This is a genomic window from Tepidisphaeraceae bacterium (assembly GCA_035998445.1).
Taxonomy (GTDB): Bacteria; Planctomycetota; Phycisphaerae; order Tepidisphaerales; family Tepidisphaeraceae; genus DASYHQ01.
Window position 1 is genome coordinate 40,003 of the sequence record DASYHQ010000056.1, and the last position, 19,040, is coordinate 59,042.

Sequence of the window (19,040 nt, forward strand, 5' to 3'; positions counted from 1 at the left end):
GGGCCGACCTCATTGTCTTCGGGTCTGTTAGTTTGTTGAGCCTGCGCCAGGCGGCGCCGTCGAACCGTGTACTTCCAGCCAAGTGCGCATCGCCTTTTGGACGACGGGCATATCACCGGCGCTGGTGGCCAGCAGGTGACAGGCCGCGAACGCCTCGCGGCCGAGGGCCTCGGCGTCCTGGCAGACGGCCGTCAGCTCGGGGGTTAAGCCGTAGCGCATCTGCGTGTCGTCGAACCCGACGATCGACAGGTCTTCCGGCACGCGCACGCCCGTGCGACGCGCCTCGCTCAGCAAACCGACGACGGCGGCGGCGTCGGTCATGAAGACGGCGGTCGGCGCATCGGGCAGCGTGCGCAGCCGCCGCAGGGCCTGGGCTCCGGGCTCGCGGTGGGCCGGCACGCGTAGCACCAGCTTCGGGTCGAACTCGATTCCGGCGTCCTGCAGGGCCTGCGTGTAGCCGGCGACGCGGTCGGCGTGGTCGGAGTCGTCGACGATGTTGATGCAGATCGCGATCCGGCGATGGCCGAGATGAATCAAATGCTCGACGGCCTCGCGGCTGCTGTCGCGCGAACAGGCATAGATGTAGTTGACCTTCGGGTTCTCGAACCGGTCGGCGACGACGACGGCGGGAAAGCCCTCTTCGGCGATCGCCTCGCAGACCGTGCGGGTCGCGAGCGTCGTTCGCAACACCGCGCCGCGCACACCCTTGCGCAGGAACATCTGCGTGTACGTCTCGCCCGGCAGGCGCGCCCGGCGGGCGTCGAGGATCAGCAGGTCGTAGCCGTGTTCTTCCATCCCGCACGACATGCCGTACATCAGCGCCGCGTCGAACGGGGAGCCGAGCGACGATTCACCCGTGTGGACGAACGCGATGTTGCTGGTCGACTTGCGACCGACGTTGGCGACGTATCCGGCCTCGTTGCTGGCGGCAACCACGCGTTCGCGGACGTCCTTGCTGACCATCGGGTGATTGTTCAGCACCCGCGACACCGTGGCCGCTGAGACGCCCGCCCGCTTCGCGATGATTCTTACGTTTGCCACAGATTTGCCTTCGGAACGGGACGGATATGAAACTGTTTCTGTGACAACATACACCGGCTTTTCACGAAGGCAAATCAGAATTTTTGTTTTGCGGTGGGGTATAAGCCTTCGCGAGCGCAACCGTATTTTTTACCGATATTTGGCGATTTTTAGCACTTGGCGCGAGAAATATCAGGTTGTGGCCGTGTGATAACGATGGGTAAAGAGGAATGAAAGAGGCCACGATTCACTGAAACATGTTTCAGTGAATCGTGGCCTGTCAGGGCGTGTATCGGTATCGCGATCGGCGCGTGGCCGGTCGGGAGGTTAGATGGCGATCTTTGACGGCACGTCGTAGATCGCGCCGTTACGCAGGATCTGGACGCTCTGGATGCGCGGCTGGCCGTTCACGGACTTCGGAATCGTGTTGCCACGGCCATCGTAGAACATCTTGAAGTTCAGCGTGCGCAGGCGGCCAGCCTCGATCTTCGGGACGTACACGACGTACTTGCCGTTCACCCAGACCTCCACCTCGTCCCACTGCTCGCTCGACAGGTTGGTCAGCTGGACGACCTCCAGCGTGTAGTCGAGCCGAGCCACCCCGTCGGCGGCGCCGGCCTTGGGCAGGTCGGCCTTGAACGGGTGACGGTTGGCGGCGTCGGCGCTGAACTCGGCGGGCTTGCGGTTGAGCGCCGGGTCCGAATTGGCGAAGAACGTCGCCTGCTTCGTGCAACCCACCATCGCCACCGACAACCCGACGAACGTCAACGCGACCTGCAACATACGGCTCATTGTGAATCTCCTGCGAGTACAACCATCCAATAACATGGGCCGGTAGACCAACCCATTTATGTTATCGGACGCAGGCGACCCGAATCTTCAATCCACTGGCGGCGCGAATGGAAAACCGTTTGGGCGCTGTCATTCGGCACTCCCCTACCCGAGGGTCTTCAACCACGCTTCGATGCGGTCGATGCCCTTGTCGATGTTCTCCATGCTGGTCGCGAAGCTCAGGCGGACGTGCGTCTCGAAGCCGCTGTCGTTGCCGGGAACGACGGCGACGTGGGCCTGCTCCAGCAGCGCCGCGCTGAAGCTGACGGCGTCGGTGATCTCGGCGTTGCCCGCCTTCTTACCGAAGTAGGCCGAGACGTTCGGAAAGCAGTAGAACGCCCCTTGCGGCCGCACGCAGGTGACGTTGGGCAGCTTGCTTAAGCGCTCCCACATGTGCCGGCCACGCTTCTCGAACTGCACGCGCATCTGCTCGACGCTTTCAGCGGCCCGGGGGTCGGTGAGCGCCAGGGCGGCGGGCATCTGCGTGAAGCTGGTGATGTGGCTGGTCATCTGGCTTTGCAGCTTGTTGATCGCGTCGATGATCGGCTTCGGTCCGCCGATATAGCCGATGCGCCAGCCGGTCATCGCAAAGCTCTTGCTGTGGCAGTTGAAGGTCAGCGTCTGGTCGAGCAGGCGATCGTCCAACGCGGCAAAACTGACGAATTTCAAGCCGTCGTAGACCAGCTTTTCGTAAATTTCGTCTGAAAAGACGACGACGTTCGGGTGCTTCACCATCACGTCGGCCAGCGCCTTCAGTTCGTCGGGCGTGTAGGCATGACCGGCCGGATTACTAGGGGAATTGATCACGACCACCTTCGTCCGCGGCCCGATCGCGCGCTCCAGTTGCTGCGGTGTGATCTTGAAACCGTTCGCCTCCTCGCCGCGCACGACCTTCGGTGTGCCACCGGCCAGCTTCACCTGTTCGGGATAGCTGACCCAGAACGGCGACAGGATGACGACCTCGTCGCCGGGGTTCAGGATCGCCATGAACGCCATGTACAGGCAGTGCTTGCCCCCGGCACCCACGGTCACGTTCTCGGGCTTGTACGGCAGCCCGTTCTCCTTCTGGAACTTGTCGGCAATCGCGGACTTCAGTTCGGGGAACGAGGGGGTCGGCGTGTACTTGGTCTGTCCCTTATCCAGCGCGGCCTTGGCGGCCTCCTTGATGAACGCGGGCGTGTCGAAGTCCGGCTCGCCGGCACCGAACCCGACGACGTCCACCCCCGCTTTCTTCAACGCGTTCGCCTTGGCGGTGACGGCCAGGGTGATCGATTCGGACACCAGCTTCATACGCTCTGCAAGGGCAACCATTTGAGGCTCCAATGTTGGGAAATCAGCGGCGGGAAACGGTATCGGGGGGGCGGGAAGAAGGCAAATGACCAGGCCCGGTAGTATGTCCGTTTGAATTGAGACGGGTCTTTACCCCCTCTCCCGGTACACCGGGGGAGGGCTGGGGAGGGGGCCTGTTCTCTTCTCTTACCATGACACGTGCGACGGCGCAGCCCTCTGACCGTTTGGGATTTGGAGCTTGGTCATTTGTTGGTCATTGGGCTTGGGATTTTGCATTCCGATCCTTCCAATCCAGCCGATACCACCCCAATGCCCCTGCGCCTCTCACTGAGCCCGGAAACCGTCGCCGGTCAGGCGGAACTGATCTTCGATGGTGACCACCTCCAACGGGTCGTGCTGGAGGGGATCTTGACCGCGAAGGTCAGCCTGGCGATCGCGACGGCGGACTTCAAGGCGATGCTGATCCCGCGGCCGCGCGAACGGCGGGCGAAGTCGATCGTGCAGCACCTGCGCGCCCTGGCCGACCGTGGCGTCGAGATCCGCCTGCTGCATGCCGGCACGCCATCGTCGGCGGCGCTGCGCGAGCTGAAGGTCGCGCTGCCGCACAACCTCACGATCCGCCGCTGCCCGCGCCTGCACGCCAAGACGGTCGTCGTCGACTGCAGCGCGATGTACCTCGGCAGCGCCAACCTCACCGGCGCCGGCCTAGGCGCCAAGGCCGACGGCCGACGCAACTTCGAGTGGGGCGTGTGGACGAGAAGCGGGTCGATGATCGACGCCGTGCTGGCGCAGTTCGACGCGTTGTGGGAAGGCCACCACTGCGAAACCTGCAAGCGCCGCGACGTCTGCCCCGTGCCGCTGGAAGAGCCGGATCTGTAGGACCTGCGAGTAGTCTCGCGTTGCAGTTCTTCTGTAGGACAGGCATTCCTGCCTGTCTTTCCCTCGTCTTCCTCTCTCCCCGTATTCCTACTTCTGTGGCACAGGCATTCTTGCCTGTGTCTCCCCCTGTCTTCTGTCTTGGGCGGGACGGACATTCCTGTCTGACTCTCTTTGCGTTGCGCTCCCCTAAAGAAAACGTAAGAGACGCGAAGTCTCGAAGGCACGAAGGAAGCGCGAAGGAAACCGCAACCCGATGCCCTGGCGGCGGTTTGGGCAAGCGAAAACGCGAACTTGTGCACCATTGTGCACCATTCTGCACCATCGGGTGATGGGAATGGGGTCTGGCCACGTCCTCGGCACGTCTATTCATATGTCAAAGAGCACACTATCCATCTCTACGCCCGCGCTGCGCGATTAAGTCGAGTTTGGCGCAACGCCCTCTGTTTTCTTCGTGTCTATCTTTGCGTCTTCGTGCCTTTGTGGCTCCCCATATTGGGTCGTGGCTCCGCCGCGTGGCAGGCAAGAATGTCCGCGCCACCAAAGACAGAAAATAGGCAGAGAGAATACGGAGGGATAGGAAGACGGGGGGAGAGACAGGCAGGAATGCCTGTCCTACAGAAGATTGGAGAACGTGTGGAGTGGAAAAGCTGATACCGCTCCACCGTTATTATACGGTAGAGGGGACTGGACGCGTGCGCCGAACAAATCGTAGCAATGTTAGAAAGAACGACGGCCCTCCCGTTGTGGGAGGGCCGTCGTTTGTCGGTGTTCGTTCGCGGGTACGCGTGTCGCACCCTTAGCGAAGCTTACATTCCCGGAGCCGTCACGCCGCCACCGGCCTTGGCGGTGTTGTACATGGTCTTCAGCTGCTGATAGCGGGGCTTCAGGGCCTCAGGCATCTGGGCCTGCATGCCCTCCAGCTTGGCCATGGCTTGGTCGGCCATTTCCATCTTGTTTTCACGAACATACTGCGTGGCCTGCGTGATGAGGGTCTCGGCCTCGTTCTGCGCGCTGGCGGCGGTGCCGGTGACGCCCGTGGAGTCGGCGGGGCTGTCGGCGGCGGCGTCCTTGGCTTCGCTGCCGGCGTTACGCACCTCGGTGCCGGCGTTGATGATCGCCTGACCAGCACGGTCGGCGGCATTGCCCGCGGCATCGACGGCGCCCGACGCCGTGTTCGCCGCGCCCTCGCCGGCATTCTCCACCGCATTTCCGGTCGCGTTGGCGGCGTTGTTCATGTCATTGGTGGTGTTCTCGGCCGCAGGCGCCGGTGCAGGCGTGGTCGGCGTCGCGGGAGTTACCGTATCGGTGGTCTCCGATCGATCACAGCCAACAATAGCGGCCAACGACAACGCTGCGGCAACGGCAAGATAATTCTGACGCATAAGGTCCTCCAAGGGAGTTTGAGGGTTTCGTTCGTCCTGTTCCCAATAGGCTATGTCGCTCGGGCAGATCTGGGCAACGGGAAATCCCGTAAATTGCGGAAATGGAGTCCTGGCAGCGGACACATGTAGGATTCGCCGCGGAGACCGTGAAATACGCGGAGACAGAGGAGAAGGCGGAGATCTTGCCTCCCTGTCGAGGCACAGGCATTGAGCGGCTCTGTTGAAAAGAGGGTTGAACGCCAAGACGCCAAGGACGCCAAGCGAAGAAGCGCGAAGAGAATCCTCTTCTCTCTTCTTTCCTACCTTGGCGTTCTTAGCGTCTTGGCGTTCAACGACGAATGTTTTCCACAGAGCGCGTTGAGCCCATCATGCTGAGAGATTTCTCATTTCATCTGTAGCGGGCGCAGGAAACGTTGTTTTCCCGAAGAGAGCGGTAGCGACCTGACCCATCTCGACAGGACGAGCACTTATCCTCATGCCGATCCCTCAGGTCGCTACCGCTCCCGTTCGGGATGACAGTGCCTTGATCCCCGACGAATGAAGTGAAAGTGCTCTGGGTGCGGGTGATTTCGTTCTTCCCGAGTCGACAGCCGCTCAAAATCACCCTCACCTAGCCTCTCCCGAAGCATGCGGGAGAGGGACCGGAGCGGTGTCGCCCAACGGCTGGACGTCGAAGCGCCTCCACCTTCTCCACCCCTCTCCGCGTCCTCCGCATCTCCGCGGTTCGTGTTCTCCCAACCCCGGTGGACGATCGGCGTGCCTGCGCAACAGAACTAGTCACTGACCGGCGTGGGGCGCAGGTGCTGATGGATGGTTTCCACCAGCTTCGCGGGATCGAGCGGCTTGGTGAGAAAGTCGGAACAACCGGCCGCCAGGCAGGCGGCGCGGTCGGAATCGCGGGCGTGGGCGGTGAGCGCGATGATCGCCGTGCGCACGCCGGCGGCGCGCAGTTGCGCGGTGGCTTGGTAGCCGTCAACGCCGGGCATCTGCATGTCCATCAGCACGAGGTCGAACGGTTCGACCGACGCCGCGGCGGCGTTGAACGCGTCGATCGCAGCAGCGCCGTCCCCCACCGCCGTCACCGTGGCGCCGAGCCGCTGGAGGATCATCTTGAACATCAACTGGTTGGCCGGCACGTCCTCGGCCAGCAGGAGGCGCAGGCCCTTCAGGTCTTGCTGTACCTGCGGCGCGGCCGTCGCGCAGGGCATGGGATCGGTCATCATCGCCACGCCGTTCAGTGAACCGGGATCGATCGTGACGCTGAAGGTCGATCCCCGGCCGGCCTCGCTGGTAACGGTGATGTCACCCCCGAGCATGCGCGCCAGTCGCTGCGAGATCGCCAGCCCCAGCCCGGTGCCCTCGTAGCGGCGCGACGGCGAGGTATCGACCTGCCCGAACCGCTGGAACAGGCCATCGATCTGCACGGGCGTCATGCCGATGCCGGTGTCGGTCACGTCAAACCGCAACTGCGAAGGTAGTGACGACGGCGCGTCCTCACCGTCATTGGACGACTGCCCGGCGGGCGACTGCACAGTGGGCGACGGCTCTGTGGGCGGTGTTGCGGCAGGTGACGATGTGAGGCGCACGCGCAGCGTGATGCCGCCAACCTCGGTGAACTTGATCGCGTTGCCGACCAGGTTGATCAGGATCTGCCGCAGGCGCATCGGGTCGGACTGGATGAACCGGGGCACGGGCGCGTCGCACGCGACCGTGAGCGACAGCCCCTTCTCGGCCGCGCGCGGGTGCAGTTCGGAGACGACCTCGTCCAGCGTGCGGGCGACGTCGACGTCGCCCATGCGGATCGTCAGCCGGCCGGCCTCGATGCTGGCCAGGTCCAGCACCTCGTTGATGATCGACAGCAGGTGCCGCGCGCTGCGATGGATGACGCCGAGGTGCTGCTGCCGTTTGCTTGCCGGCAGTTCGGGGTCGGACAGCACGTCGGCGTAGCCGAGGATGGTCGTCAGCGGCGTGCGCAGCTCGTGGGACATATTGGCCAGGAACTCGTCCTTGGCGCGGCTGTGGGCGTAGGCGGTCTCGCGGGCGGCGCGCAGTTCGGTGTTGCTCTTGCGCAGCTGCTGCGTGCGCTGCGCAACGCGGTCCTCGATCGTGCGGTAGGCCTTCTGCAGGTTGGCGGCCATGCGGTTAAACGCGCTGGCGAGCGTGCCGATCTCGTCGCGGCGCCCCTCGGCGACGGGGACGTCCCAGCGGCCCTCGGCGAGCGCTACGGCGGCGTTGGCGATGTTCAGCACCGGGCGCGTCACCCGCGTCGCCAGCACCCAGGTGAGCGCCGCCACCGTCGCGCTGGCCAGCACCGCCGCGATCAGCCCGAACATGCGGATGCGGTTGCCCGCCGCCAGCACCTCGTCCTCGCGCTGCATGCTGACCACGCCCCACCCGTTGCTCGCGCGGGCCGCCTGCGACAGCCATCGCACGCCCTGCGAATCGGTAAAGGCCAGCGCGCCGTCGCGCTGCGTTTCCAGCATGGCGGCAACGGGTGGAAACTCGGCGTAGTCGGTCAGTTGGTCCTGCGGCGCCAGTTGCGGGTGCGCGACCAGCAGGCCTTGGTCGTCGACGACGAACGAGTACCCGGTCTCGCCGACCGTCGCCGTCCCCACCTGCTGGCCGAGGCGCTCGAGCGACACGCCGATCACCGCAACGCCGACCACCTGCCCCTGGGCGTTGCGGATCGGCGCGGCGAGCGTCATGCCTGGCAGATCGGTCGTGCGGCTGATCACCGCCTGGCGCGTCACCCGGTTGCCCTCGGCGGCGCCGCGGAACCAGGCGCGGTCGTGGTAGTTGCGCGGCGACAGGTCGTCGGCGCGCACGAAGTCGCGCCCGTTCAGGTCGACGATCGCGATCAGGTAGAACCAGCTGTAGACCCGCTTCACGCGCAACAGCACCGACCGCTGCTGCTCGGGGTCCATCGTCATGATGGCCGGGTTGGACGCCAGCATCTGCAGCACGCTGATGGTCGCCTCGTCCCACATCTCCACGTTTTCCGACAATCGCTGGGCCACCTGGGCCAGTTCGGCGTGGGCCTTGTCGCGCAGCGTGCGACCGGCGAGCCAGCTCGGTACCAGGATGCCCGCCGCCATCACCGGCACCGTCGCCAGCAGGATGAGCGCCACAAGGCGGGACCGAAGGCTGATGGGCGTGAACGTCATGATTGAAGGCCGTGGACGGTGCGGGGGTTACGGCGTCCCATTGTACATCGGATGAGCCGAATGCCGCAGGTGAATCGGCGGAGGTTAAATGCAGGATTGAACCGCGGAGGACGCGGAGATGGAGGGAGGAGAAAGATCGCAATTTGAACATCAATACGAGGCGCCCTGCTCTGGTCCCCTCTCCCGCGTACTCGCGGGGGAGGGTTAGGGAGGGGGCCGCTTTTGGACAGGTCCACGATCAGTCCCCCTCCCTAGCCCTCCCCCGGAGTACCGGGAGAGGGGACCGGAGGGCAACGCGTTTGCTCGAGCGTGCGTCGCGTACGGTGATTACCCCTCACTCCGCCTCTTCTCCCTCCATCTCCGCGTCCTCCGCGCCTCCGCGGTTATCCGAACGTTGCGTCCAGAGGCCTTGGTCAATGGGCCTGCGTGCTCCGTTGGTCGTTGGCCGTCGCGCGGCTATCATCGGCGGCGCGTGTTGTCCCAACTGTCTCACAAGCTCTTGCCGTTGCTTCAGCTGACGCGCATGGCGTTGGTCTTCACCGCCATCGCGGACGCGGCCTGTTCGTTTCTGCTGTTGCATCGGTTTCACCTCGATACGCTGCCGTGGCGCGAGCTGGCGTGCGTGGTGGGGATTTCGGTCGGGTTGTACGGGTTCGGGATGAGCCTGAACGACATCATCGACCGCCGGCGCGACGGCACGGTGGCGCCGCACCGGCCGCTACCGAGCAACCGCATGGGATTGACGACCGCCCACCTCGTGTGCGGCGGGCTCTTCACGCTGGCGATCGCGTCGGCGGCGGCGTACTCGCAGTTCACCGGGATCTGGCTCAGCCTGGGCCTGGCCATCTGGACCGGTCTGCTGATCTACTTCTACGACGTGGCCGGTAAGTATCTTGTTGCACCGGGGTTGCTGAGCCTTGGGTTGATCCGGTTCTTCCACTGCCTGATTCCGGCGCCGCAACTGCCGGTGTTGTGGCATCCGTTGCTGTTGCTGAACCACGTCGCGGTGCTGTCGGCGATCGCGTATCACTTGGAAGAAAAGCGGCCGGCCCTGACGCGGGCGCACTGGTGGACCGCGTTGGGCGGCCTTGCGGTGCTGAACGTCGCGGTGATCGCGCTCGTCGCCACCCGCCGGGCCGAGCGGTTTGGGAGCTGGATGGGGGCCTTGAACCTGACACCGGGGCTGCTCATACCCGCCGGCGCCGTGGTCGCGTTCGGTCTGCTGGCGGTTTGGACGGTTCGGCGTTGCGCGACGGGTCGTGAGGCGGGGCAGCAACTGATGCTGTACGGCCTGCTCTGGCTGATCGTCTACGACGCCGCGTTTACCGGCGCGTACGTCAGCTGGCAGGCCGCGATTGCGATCGCGCTGTTGCTGCCGGTGGCGTACCTGTCGGTGCAACTAATGCGCTGGTGGTCGGCCGTCGTCGCGATCAGCCAGCGTCCGGCGTACAAGCGGGCCGAAAGCTAGGGAAGTGGACTTTCGGCATGTTTGCTGAAGCCCATCCTGCCTGCGTACGGCGTGGGCAATCTCCGTCTCACTTGCCTACGATTAGTGTTGTGCGTCCGGCCCGCGCGCGGGTACGATGAACGCCCCGTTTTTCGCACCCTGAGGAGTAATCACCGATGTCCACCGCCGCCTCCCCCACCGCCGGGTTGCCGACCAGCAGCGTAACGGCCCACCAGGGCAACGTCACCGATGCCGTCAGCGCACCGGCCAACCCCAGCAGTGGCACGCAGCCGGCCGACGGCGCGTCGGCTGAGGGGTCGTCCACGATTCACGTTGAGGAACGCAAGCTCTCCCTGCACGACTTCCTGAAGACCGCCGTGAAGATCGGCGGTTCGGATATCCACCTGCAGGCCAGCAGCGTCCCGATGATCCGCGTCGACGGCCACGCCAAGTTTTTGGACGTGCCCAAGCTCACCGACGAGGTCATAACCGAGTACGTCGACCAGATCCTCAACGCGCAGGGCGAGCCCAAGGAGAAGCGCGACCTGCTGGAACACAAGGGCAGCGTCGACGTGGCCTACAGCTTGGGCATCGGCCAGCCTCGCTTCCGTACGAACATCTTCCACAGCCGCCAGCAGTACGCGATCGTCATGCGTCGCATCGTGACGAAGATCCCGAACTTCGAAGAGCTGAACCTGCCGCCGCAGATCGAGACGATGTCCGACTACCGCCGCGGCATCGTGATCGTGTCGGGCACGACCGGTTCGGGTAAGTCGACCTCGCTGGCGGCCGTCATCGGCAAGATCAACCGGACGCGCAACGAACGCATCATCACGGTTGAGGACCCGATCGAGTTCGAGCACCAGAACGCCAAGTCGCTGGTGAGCCAGGTGGAGGTGGGCCAGGATTCGGAAAGCTTCGATTACGCGCTCCGCGCCATGATGCGTCAGGACCCGGACGTGATCCTGATCGGTGAAATTCGCGACAGCTTCTCGCTGACGACCGCCCTTCGCGCCGCCGACACGGGCCACTTGGTCTTCACGACGATCCACGCGACGAACGCCCCGATGACGATCGGCCGCATCAGCTCGCTGTTCATCCCCGAACAGCGCGAGCTGCAGCAGGAACAGCTGGCGATGAACCTGAACGCGGTGGTCTGTCAGCGCCTGGCCAAGCGGCGCGACGGCAAGGGCCGCGTGCCGGTGAACGAGATCATGATGGCCACGCCGCTCGTGCGCAAATACATCCTGGAAGGCGAGTTCGACAAGCTCAAGGGCTGCGTGGGCAACCGCGAGAGCGGCAGCCAGAGCTTCGACCAGCACCTGACCGAGCTGTTCCACAAGCAAATCATCGACGTCGGCGAAGCCACCCGCCTGGCCAGCAACGTCGACGCGCTGAAGCTGGCCCTCCGCGGCATTAGCAACAGCGATACGCGCTTGCGATAGCTGCCTGGAGCGTGCTGCAATAGGCACGCGGGCTAACCGTAATGACAAGGGCCTCTGAACCGAAGGAAGCTTTCCCTTGAAAGCTTCTTGCGGTTCAGAGGCCCTTGTCATTGAAGGCGCGCAGAACGTCGATCTCACCTGGGTTTGCTGCCGAAGTATCACCGCCGAAGTCGTGAGCGCCGGTGCAGCAGCGTCATAACCCGCACATTTGAATTCGAAGGTACGCGCGCGCGACAGAAGATATTTTAGGAACGGGTTTTATTGTTGAACCTGCTGGACAGCCGATGAAGATGGCTCAGCCCCCTTGCAGGAGAGACCTTCTCGATGGATTTTCGTCGTAGCCCCAAGCGTCGTACCGCCCGCCCGACCACCGTCAACATGATCGAACAGCTGGAGCGGCGCACGCTGATGTGTTCCGACCTGCACGACGCCTACCAGTTGCCCGCCACACATTTCAACGTGAATGGCGCAGTGCTGGCCGCGTCGGCGACCGCGACCGCCGTCGCGGCGGTGGAGTCGCGCGATATTGGGAACGTCGGCGCAGCGGGGAGCACGTCGGAGTCGAACGGCACCTACACGATCGCCGGCAGTGGCCACGACATCTGGGGAAACAACGACGGCCTCCGCTTGACATCGCAATCGCTCACCGGTGATGGCTCGATCGTCGCCCGCGTCACCAGTCAGCAGAACACCGACCCCTGGGCGCGCTCCGGCATCATGATGCGCGAGTCGCTCGCCTCGAACAGCAAGTTCACGATGGTCGCCGTCACACCGAGTAACGGCACCTTCTTCAGCGGGCGAGGCTCGACCGGTGGCTACGCTTGGCGCAGCGCCAACCCGTCCTACGCCAACCCGCTGTGGTTGAAGCTGACGCGGGCCGGGAACACGTTCATCGGCTACCGCTCGACCAACGGCACCTCGTGGACCGAATCGGGCCGGACGACGATCAGCATGAGCGCGACGATCCACGTCGGCCTGGCCGTCAGCAGCCACAAGGTAGGCACGCTGTCGGTCGCCAGGTTCGACAACGTCCAGTTCCCCACCCCGCTGCCGGGCGACACCGAGAGCGCCCCGACCGCCCCGTCGCAGCTATCGGCACGGCCCGATGCAACGCCGAGCGTCAGCCTGACCTGGACCGACAACTCGTCGAACGAGACGCTGTTCCGCATCCAACGCAGCACCAACGGCGGCTCGACCTGGTTCGACCTGGCCACCACGGGCCCCAACGCCACCAGCTACAACCATAGTTCCGTGCTGCCCGGTCAGTCCTACGCCTACCGCGTGCGTGCCGAGGGCACCGCCGGCGTCTCGAATTACAGCGCGATGGTCAGCGGCACGATCCCACAGCCCAACCTCGGCGACTGGACGAGCGGCGACATCGGCAACGTTGGAGCGGGTGGCGGCAATGCCGTGGCCAACGGTGTGCACAGCGTCGCCGGCAGTGGTCACGACATCTGGGGCAACAACGACGCGTTCCGCTTCGTCCACCAGCAACTGACCGGCGACGGGTCGATCGTCGCCCGCGTCACCAGCCAGCAGAACACCGACCCCTGGGCGCGCTCCGGCATCATGATCCGCGAGTCGCTTGCGTCGAACAGCAAGTTCACCATGGCCGCGGTTACGCCAAGCAACGGCACGTTCTTCAGTGCGCGCAATTCGACCGGCGGCTACGCCTGGCGCAGCGCCAACCCGTCTTACGCGCTCCCGCTGTGGTTGAAACTGACGCGCACGGGCGACACGGTCGTGGGGTACCGTTCGACCAACGGCACCACCTGGACCGAGACCGGCCGCACGACGATCAGCATGAACCGCACGGTCTACGTCGGCCTGGCCACCACCAGCCACCGCACCGGCACGCTCTCGACCGCGAAGTTCGACAACGTCGCCGTGGACAACGACACCACGGTCCCGACACCCGGCGGCTTCACGCCGTTGTTCAACGGTCAGAACCTCAGCGGCTTCTACACCTGGACGCCCTCGCAGGGAAAGAACAACGACACCGCCGGCTATTTTGAGGTCGAGAACGGCATGATCCACGTGCTGGGCATTCCCAACACGGGCGCGCAGCAGGAGTTCGGCTACCTCTCGACCAACGCGTCGTACGCGAACTATCACCTGCGGTTCCAGTACAAGTGGGGCGTGACCAAGTTTGCCCCCCGCGCCGGCAGCAGCACGCCGCGCGACTCGGGCGTGCTGTACCACGTCAACGGGCCCGACCAGCTGTGGCCCCTGTCGGTGGAAACGCAGGTACAGGAAGGCGACACCGGCGACTTCTGGATGCTGGGCACGGGCGGCAGGGAGACGACGATCGACACGACGATCGTCAACGGGTCGTATCCGAAGAAGTACGCCGTCGGTGGCGTCGCGGCATCGCAGCGTGGCGGGCGAGTCGTGAAGGGCACGACGGCCGAATCGCTGACCGACTGGAACACCGTCGAGGTGATCGCCGACGGCAACGTGCTGACGGTGATGGTCAACGGCGTCGTCGTGAACCGCGCGACCAACGTGCGCATGCCCGACCCGAACGACCCGACGAAGACCATCTCCCTCACCAGTGGCCGGATCGCCTTCCAGGCCGAGGGCGCCGAGGTCTGGTATCGCAACATCGAGATCCGCAACCTCGGTTCGACTCCCGCGCCCGCCGGCGCCACCGTGCTGCTGAGCGGCAGCACCGGCACCGGCAAGTTCGAGAAGCGCAGCGGAGGCGGCGCCGTCGGCTGGACCTACACCGGTGGCGCAATGACGGTCGCCAGCGGCACTGGCGACATCCGCACGAAGGACCGCTTCGCCGATTACAAGCTGCACATCGAGTTCAAGACCAATCCCAAGCCCCACAACGTCGCCGAGCAGGACCGCGGCAACAGTGGCATCGCGCTGGCGGGCAGCTACGAGCTTCAGGTGCTCGACTCGTACGAGCGCGCCCTTGCCGACACGAACGACCTGGGCGCGATCTACGGCGTGAAGAACGCCGCGGTCAACGCCGCCCTTCCCGCCGGGGTGTGGCAGGCCTACGACATCGACTTCACCAATGCCCGCTGGAACGGCAGCACGAAGATCGCCAACGCGCGCGTCACCGTGCGTCTCAACGGTGTCCTGATTCACGACAACGTCGAGATTCCCACGAGCACCCTGACGTTCGAAAGCGAAACGCCCGGCCTGCGCCCGATCATCCTGCAGGACCACGCCAACGCCGTTCAATACCGTAACATCTGGCTTATCAACGGCTAACGAGCGATAGGCCTATGGCTCTCGAATGGTTTAGCCAGAAATGAAAACTTCCGAAACCCCTTCCCTCCCCCATCCGTACTGGTACAATGGGAAGCCCTTCGCGACGGATCAGTCCGTCGAATAGAAGGCTGAACGGTCGAGTCGGCCTTTCTCCCGATTCGATCAAGAGTCTCTTACTCGCGGTGCCACCCGAGCGTCTCCTGCGGCCTTTTTGGCCGTAAGCCACGCTCCCGAGGGTCGCGGGAAGAACAGACTGCCGAGCGATTCACGCTTGCCACCGGCTGGGCCTTCCGCCCCGTCGTGTCATGCCGTGGCCGTCCCGCCGCCTGCTTTTCCCCGTTCTCCCTCATCACCGCTGAAAAGGTTGGCCGAACATGGCGGTAGATCCTCGTTTTCTCGTCGAATCTGGTCCGGAAGTCTTCACCGGCAACGAACTTCTGGTGAAGGGCTGCCTCGAAGTTGAAGGTGGCCTGAACCTCATGACCGGCTATCCCGGTTCCCCGGTCGCAGGCTTTTTCGACACGATGGGCGACCTCGCCCCCCTGCTGCAGAAGCACGGCGTTCGCGCCTTCCAAGCCAACAACGAAGCCCTCGCGGCCGCGGCACTGAACGGCAGCCAGATGGCGCCGATCCGCGGCATCATCGCGATGAAGAACGTCGGCCTGCACGTCGCCGCCGACGCGCTGGCGCTGGGCAACCTCGCCGGGGCGCACCCGCAGGGTGGCGCGGTCGTGGTGTGCGGTGAAGACCCCTGGTGCGACAGCACGCAGGTGCCGGCCGACAGCCGATTCCTGTGCGAACATTTGCGCATGCCCGTCGTGGAACCGGGCAACGGCCAGCAGGTGAAGGACTGGATCAACCTGTCGTTCAAGTTGTCGCAGAGCGCCGGCCTGTTCATCGGTTACATCATCACCACCGCCCACGCCGACGGCGGCGGCACCGCCTACTGCAAGCCCAACCAGTGGCCGACGCTGAACACGAACGACAAGGTCGCGCTGGAGACGCCGAAGATCGATCTGAACAAGCTCCTGCTGCCGCCGCGCACGTGGCAGGAAGAACTGAAGGTGCCCGCCCGCTTCGAAACGACCATGAAGGTCGCGCGGGAACTGGGCATCAACCGGATTGAGTATGCCAACCGTGGCATGGGCGTCTCGCCCATGCGTGCAAATAGGCCGGATGATTCAATTGGTAGCAGCGGCGCGGCCGAAGCGACTGGCGACAATAACGATTCTCCTACTGCTGACATGCATGGGCGAGACGCCCATGCCACGGTAAAAGCCCCGCTGGGCTTCATCGTCACCGGCATGGGCGGGCCATATCTCCGCCATATCCTGGCCGACATTGGCCTGGGTGGGCACTTCCCCATCCTGCAGATGGGCATGAGCTACCCGGTCGACGTGAAGCTGGTGGCCGAGTTCAGCCAGTTGTGCGACAAGATGATCGTGATCGAGGAACGCCGCAGCTTCCTCGAAAAGGGCATTCGCGACGAGGCGTTCCACAAGCTGTCGAACGCCGATGCCATGGACCTCGTCGGCCGGTTGTACGGCAAGACGTTCCCGCACGATCTGGCCGGCATTCCCGACTCGCGCGGCCTGAACCCCAGTGTGCTGGCGCAGTACATCATCCCGCTCATCAAGGCGACCGAAGAGGTGCCGCCGGAACTGCGCAACGGCAAGCTGAGCGCCGAGTTGCTTCGCCTGCGCACCGCCAGCAAACCCAAACTGAACGTGCTGGGCGCCAGCGTGGCGGATCACATCGTCCCCCGCACGCCCACCTTCTGCCCCGGTTGCCCCCACCGCGATAGCTCGGCCGCCTTGCTGGAAATTCGCAAGAACTTCCAGGACCCCGAGTACATGCTGAAAAACCACGGCACCGGCCCGGTCGACATGGTCGCCCACGGCGACACCGGCTGCTACACGATGCTGATGTTCGCCCCCACCGAACAGCTCATGCACAACTACAGTGGCATGGGCCTCGGCGCCGGCACGGGCAGCGGCATCGACCCGTTCATCACCAACAAGCAGATCGTCTTCATGGGCGATGGCACGTTCTTCCATAGCGGCCAGATCGCCATCAGCAACGCGATCAAGGCCGGGCAGGACATCACCTTCATCATCCTGGAGAATGGCACCACCGCGATGACCGGCCACCAGGAACACGCCGGCACCGAGATCGACATGCTCGGCAACCGCAGCTACCTGCAGAACATCGAGGAGATCTGCCGCGGCCTCGCCGGCACGTCGCCGTTGACGGTCGTCAAGCTGCGCCCCGAGCGCCGCTCGCAGTACAAGAGCGTGCTGGAGAAGACGATCATCAGCGACGGCGTGAAGGTGATCATCGCCGACAAGGAGTGCGGCATCACCTACAACCGCACGCAGCTGAAGGAAGAGCGCAAGACGATCAAGAAGCACGGGTATCTTCCCAAGAAGACCCACATGAACGTGACGCCCGAGGTGTGCGAGCACTGCCTTGAATGCACCAAGGCGACCGCTTGCCCCGGTTTGACGACCGTGGAGACCGACTACGGGCGCAAGATCGACACCGATCTTACCTGGTGCACGAACGACGGCGCCTGCGAGCGCGTGACGACCAGCAACGACTACGGCGACAGCGTGAAACCCTGCCCGAGCTTCGAGCAGATCACCGTCGTGCGCCAGCGCCGCCGGCGATACACGCTGCCGCACATGGCGCTCGACAAGCTGCCCGACCCGGTCGCGATCCACGACCTGTCGGCCCCCGGCTCTGCCTGGCGCGCCCACATGGCGGGCGTGGGCGGCATGGGCATCGGCGTCGTCAACGCGATCCTCGTCCGCGCCGGTCATAAGCAGGGCTACCGCGTTTTGTTCCAGGACAAGAAGGGCCTGGCCATCCGCAACGGTGGCGTGTACAGCCAGATCACGTTCATGAACGATGACGCGGCAGCTCGTTCCACGGGCGGCCCGCCCGTGTCTTCGCCGGCCTCGTCAGACCAGGACAATCACGGGCGGGCCGCCCGTGGTACGACGGACCTCGAATCGTCCGTCGCCATTCCACCGGAACACGCGACCACCGGCGCCATTCCCTACGCCAAGGCCGACCTGCTGCTCGGCATCGACATCCTGGAAGCCGCCCGCGCGATTGATCCGCGCGAGCCGTTCCGCGTGGCGCACAAGGATCGCACCTGTGCCGTGCTGAACACGCACAAGCAGCCGACGGTCTTCCACCTGCTGGGCAAGAGCGACTTCGACCCCGAGCAGTTGCGCCAGGACATCTTCGACACCTGCCGCGTGGAACATTCGTACGCGAAGAATTTGTCGGAACTGTGCGAGCAGCGGCTGGGGTCCAAGCAGTACATGAACATCATGATGCTCGGCGTGGCGTTCCAGCTTGGGCTCATCCCCGTGTCGGCCCACAGCATCGCCTGGGCGATCAAGGACAGCATCCGCCGCGACCACCGGAAGAACCTGAAGGCCTTCAACATCGGCCGCAAGCTGGCGCTCGAACCCCGCGCGCTGCCGAAGAAGCCACAGGCCGAGACGTGGGATCAGCTGGTGACGAACAAGGTTCGCATCATCCGCAAGAGCGTCGCCTTCGGGCGCAACCACGCAATGCGCTTCGAGAAGATCGTGCAGGGCGCGATGAAGCAGTTCCGTGACTTGCCGGAGGAACTGAAGTACGACCTGACCCTGCGCATCTACGATTTGATGCAGTACGAGGGCGCGACCTACACCAAGCGCTATTTGGACGCCGTGCGCACCGTGTACAAGCGCGACCTCGCGTCGCCCGTCGCTGACGCCCGCAGCTTCGCCGCGACGCAGGCGACGATCTGGAATTTGGCCAAGGTGATGCTGATCAAGGACGAGCCGTACGTCGCCTACCTGCTGACGCGCTTCGAGAAGAAGCAGCGCGACATTCACAAGTTCGGCGTCGACGTCTCCAACGGTGACCGCATCGTCTACCGGCATCACACCAGCCCCGAGTTCAACGTCGGGCCGTGGCGCGTGCGGCTGAAGATCACCACGAGCGACTGGCAGCTGAACATCGTGCGCCACATGAAGTGGTGGCGCAAGCTGCCCGGCTGGCACAGCCGCGAGGTGTCGTTCCGCGAGTGGTACTTCGATTTGCTGGACCGCGTGAGCCTCGCCGGCGACGCGCAGTACGCCCAGGCCCTGCGCGTGCTGAAGTGCCCCGAAGAGGTCAGCGGCTACCGCGAGGTGCGCTACCCGAAGATGGACCGGGCCAAGGAACTGGTGGAAGCCGAACTGTCGCCGGTGGTATCGGATCGACAGTCGGAACAGAAGCCCGAGGTCGAACTACGCGCGCCGTCGCGGGTTTGATTCCAGCAGAACGTTCACCGCGGAGGCGCGGAGAACGC

The 19,040-nt window shown here is 64.3% G+C and carries 10 protein-coding genes; 5 read left to right on the plus strand and 5 right to left on the minus strand.

What is annotated here, in order from left to right; genetic code table 11:
* Positions 1 to 27: 27 nt before the first annotated feature.
* The 3 genes from VGN72_21575 to VGN72_21585 all read right to left on the minus strand — a co-directional run bounded on the left by VGN72_21575 (position 28) and on the right by VGN72_21585 (position 3,162).
* Positions 28 to 1,041 (minus strand): LacI family DNA-binding transcriptional regulator, encoded by a 1,014-nt coding sequence (locus tag VGN72_21575; protein ID HEV7301940.1) that lies wholly within the window; start codon positions 1,039 to 1,041, stop codon positions 28 to 30.
* A gap of 306 nt (positions 1,042 to 1,347) precedes the next feature.
* The gene (locus VGN72_21580; protein HEV7301941.1) at positions 1,348 to 1,812 is read right to left on the minus strand and encodes a hypothetical protein; all 465 of its coding nucleotides are present in this window, start codon (positions 1,810 to 1,812) and stop codon (positions 1,348 to 1,350) included.
* Positions 1,813 to 1,956: 144 nt separating this feature from the next.
* A complete protein-coding gene (locus VGN72_21585; protein ID HEV7301942.1) occupies positions 1,957 to 3,162 on the minus strand; it encodes a pyridoxal phosphate-dependent aminotransferase in 1,206 nt (401 codons plus the stop codon).
* Between the two features lie 288 nt (positions 3,163 to 3,450).
* Between VGN72_21585 and VGN72_21590 the strand changes: the two genes are divergently transcribed.
* A complete protein-coding gene (locus tag VGN72_21590; protein HEV7301943.1) occupies positions 3,451 to 4,020 on the plus strand; it encodes a phospholipase D family protein in 570 nt (189 codons plus the stop codon).
* A gap of 806 nt (positions 4,021 to 4,826) precedes the next feature.
* On the opposite strand, the gene VGN72_21595 is transcribed toward VGN72_21590, so the two are convergent.
* Both VGN72_21595 and VGN72_21600 read right to left on the minus strand, forming a co-directional pair.
* Positions 4,827 to 5,402 carry a hypothetical protein gene (locus tag VGN72_21595; GenBank protein HEV7301944.1) on the minus strand — a complete coding sequence of 192 codons (576 nt, stop codon included), beginning with the start codon at positions 5,400 to 5,402 and terminating at the stop codon, positions 4,827 to 4,829.
* Between the two features lie 773 nt (positions 5,403 to 6,175).
* Positions 6,176 to 8,566 (minus strand): cache domain-containing protein, encoded by a 2,391-nt coding sequence (locus VGN72_21600; GenBank protein ID HEV7301945.1) that lies wholly within the window; start codon positions 8,564 to 8,566, stop codon positions 6,176 to 6,178.
* Positions 8,567 to 9,041: 475 nt separating this feature from the next.
* Between VGN72_21600 and VGN72_21605 the strand changes: the two genes are divergently transcribed.
* From VGN72_21605 to VGN72_21620, 4 genes are all read left to right on the plus strand, one after another.
* Entirely contained in the window at positions 9,042 to 10,034 is a 993-nt protein-coding gene (locus tag VGN72_21605; GenBank protein ID HEV7301946.1) for a hypothetical protein, read from the plus strand.
* A gap of 155 nt (positions 10,035 to 10,189) precedes the next feature.
* Positions 10,190 to 11,458, plus strand: coding sequence for a PilT/PilU family type 4a pilus ATPase (locus VGN72_21610; GenBank protein ID HEV7301947.1), 1,269 nt, complete (start codon positions 10,190 to 10,192; stop codon positions 11,456 to 11,458).
* A gap of 324 nt (positions 11,459 to 11,782) precedes the next feature.
* Positions 11,783 to 14,686 carry a family 16 glycoside hydrolase gene (locus VGN72_21615; protein HEV7301948.1) on the plus strand — a complete coding sequence of 968 codons (2,904 nt, stop codon included), beginning with the start codon at positions 11,783 to 11,785 and terminating at the stop codon, positions 14,684 to 14,686.
* Positions 14,687 to 15,060: 374 nt separating this feature from the next.
* Positions 15,061 to 19,002: a DUF6537 domain-containing protein gene (locus VGN72_21620; protein ID HEV7301949.1), complete on the plus strand. Its 3,942-nt coding sequence runs from the start codon at positions 15,061 to 15,063 to the stop codon at positions 19,000 to 19,002.
* The last annotated feature ends 38 nt before the right edge of the window (positions 19,003 to 19,040 follow it).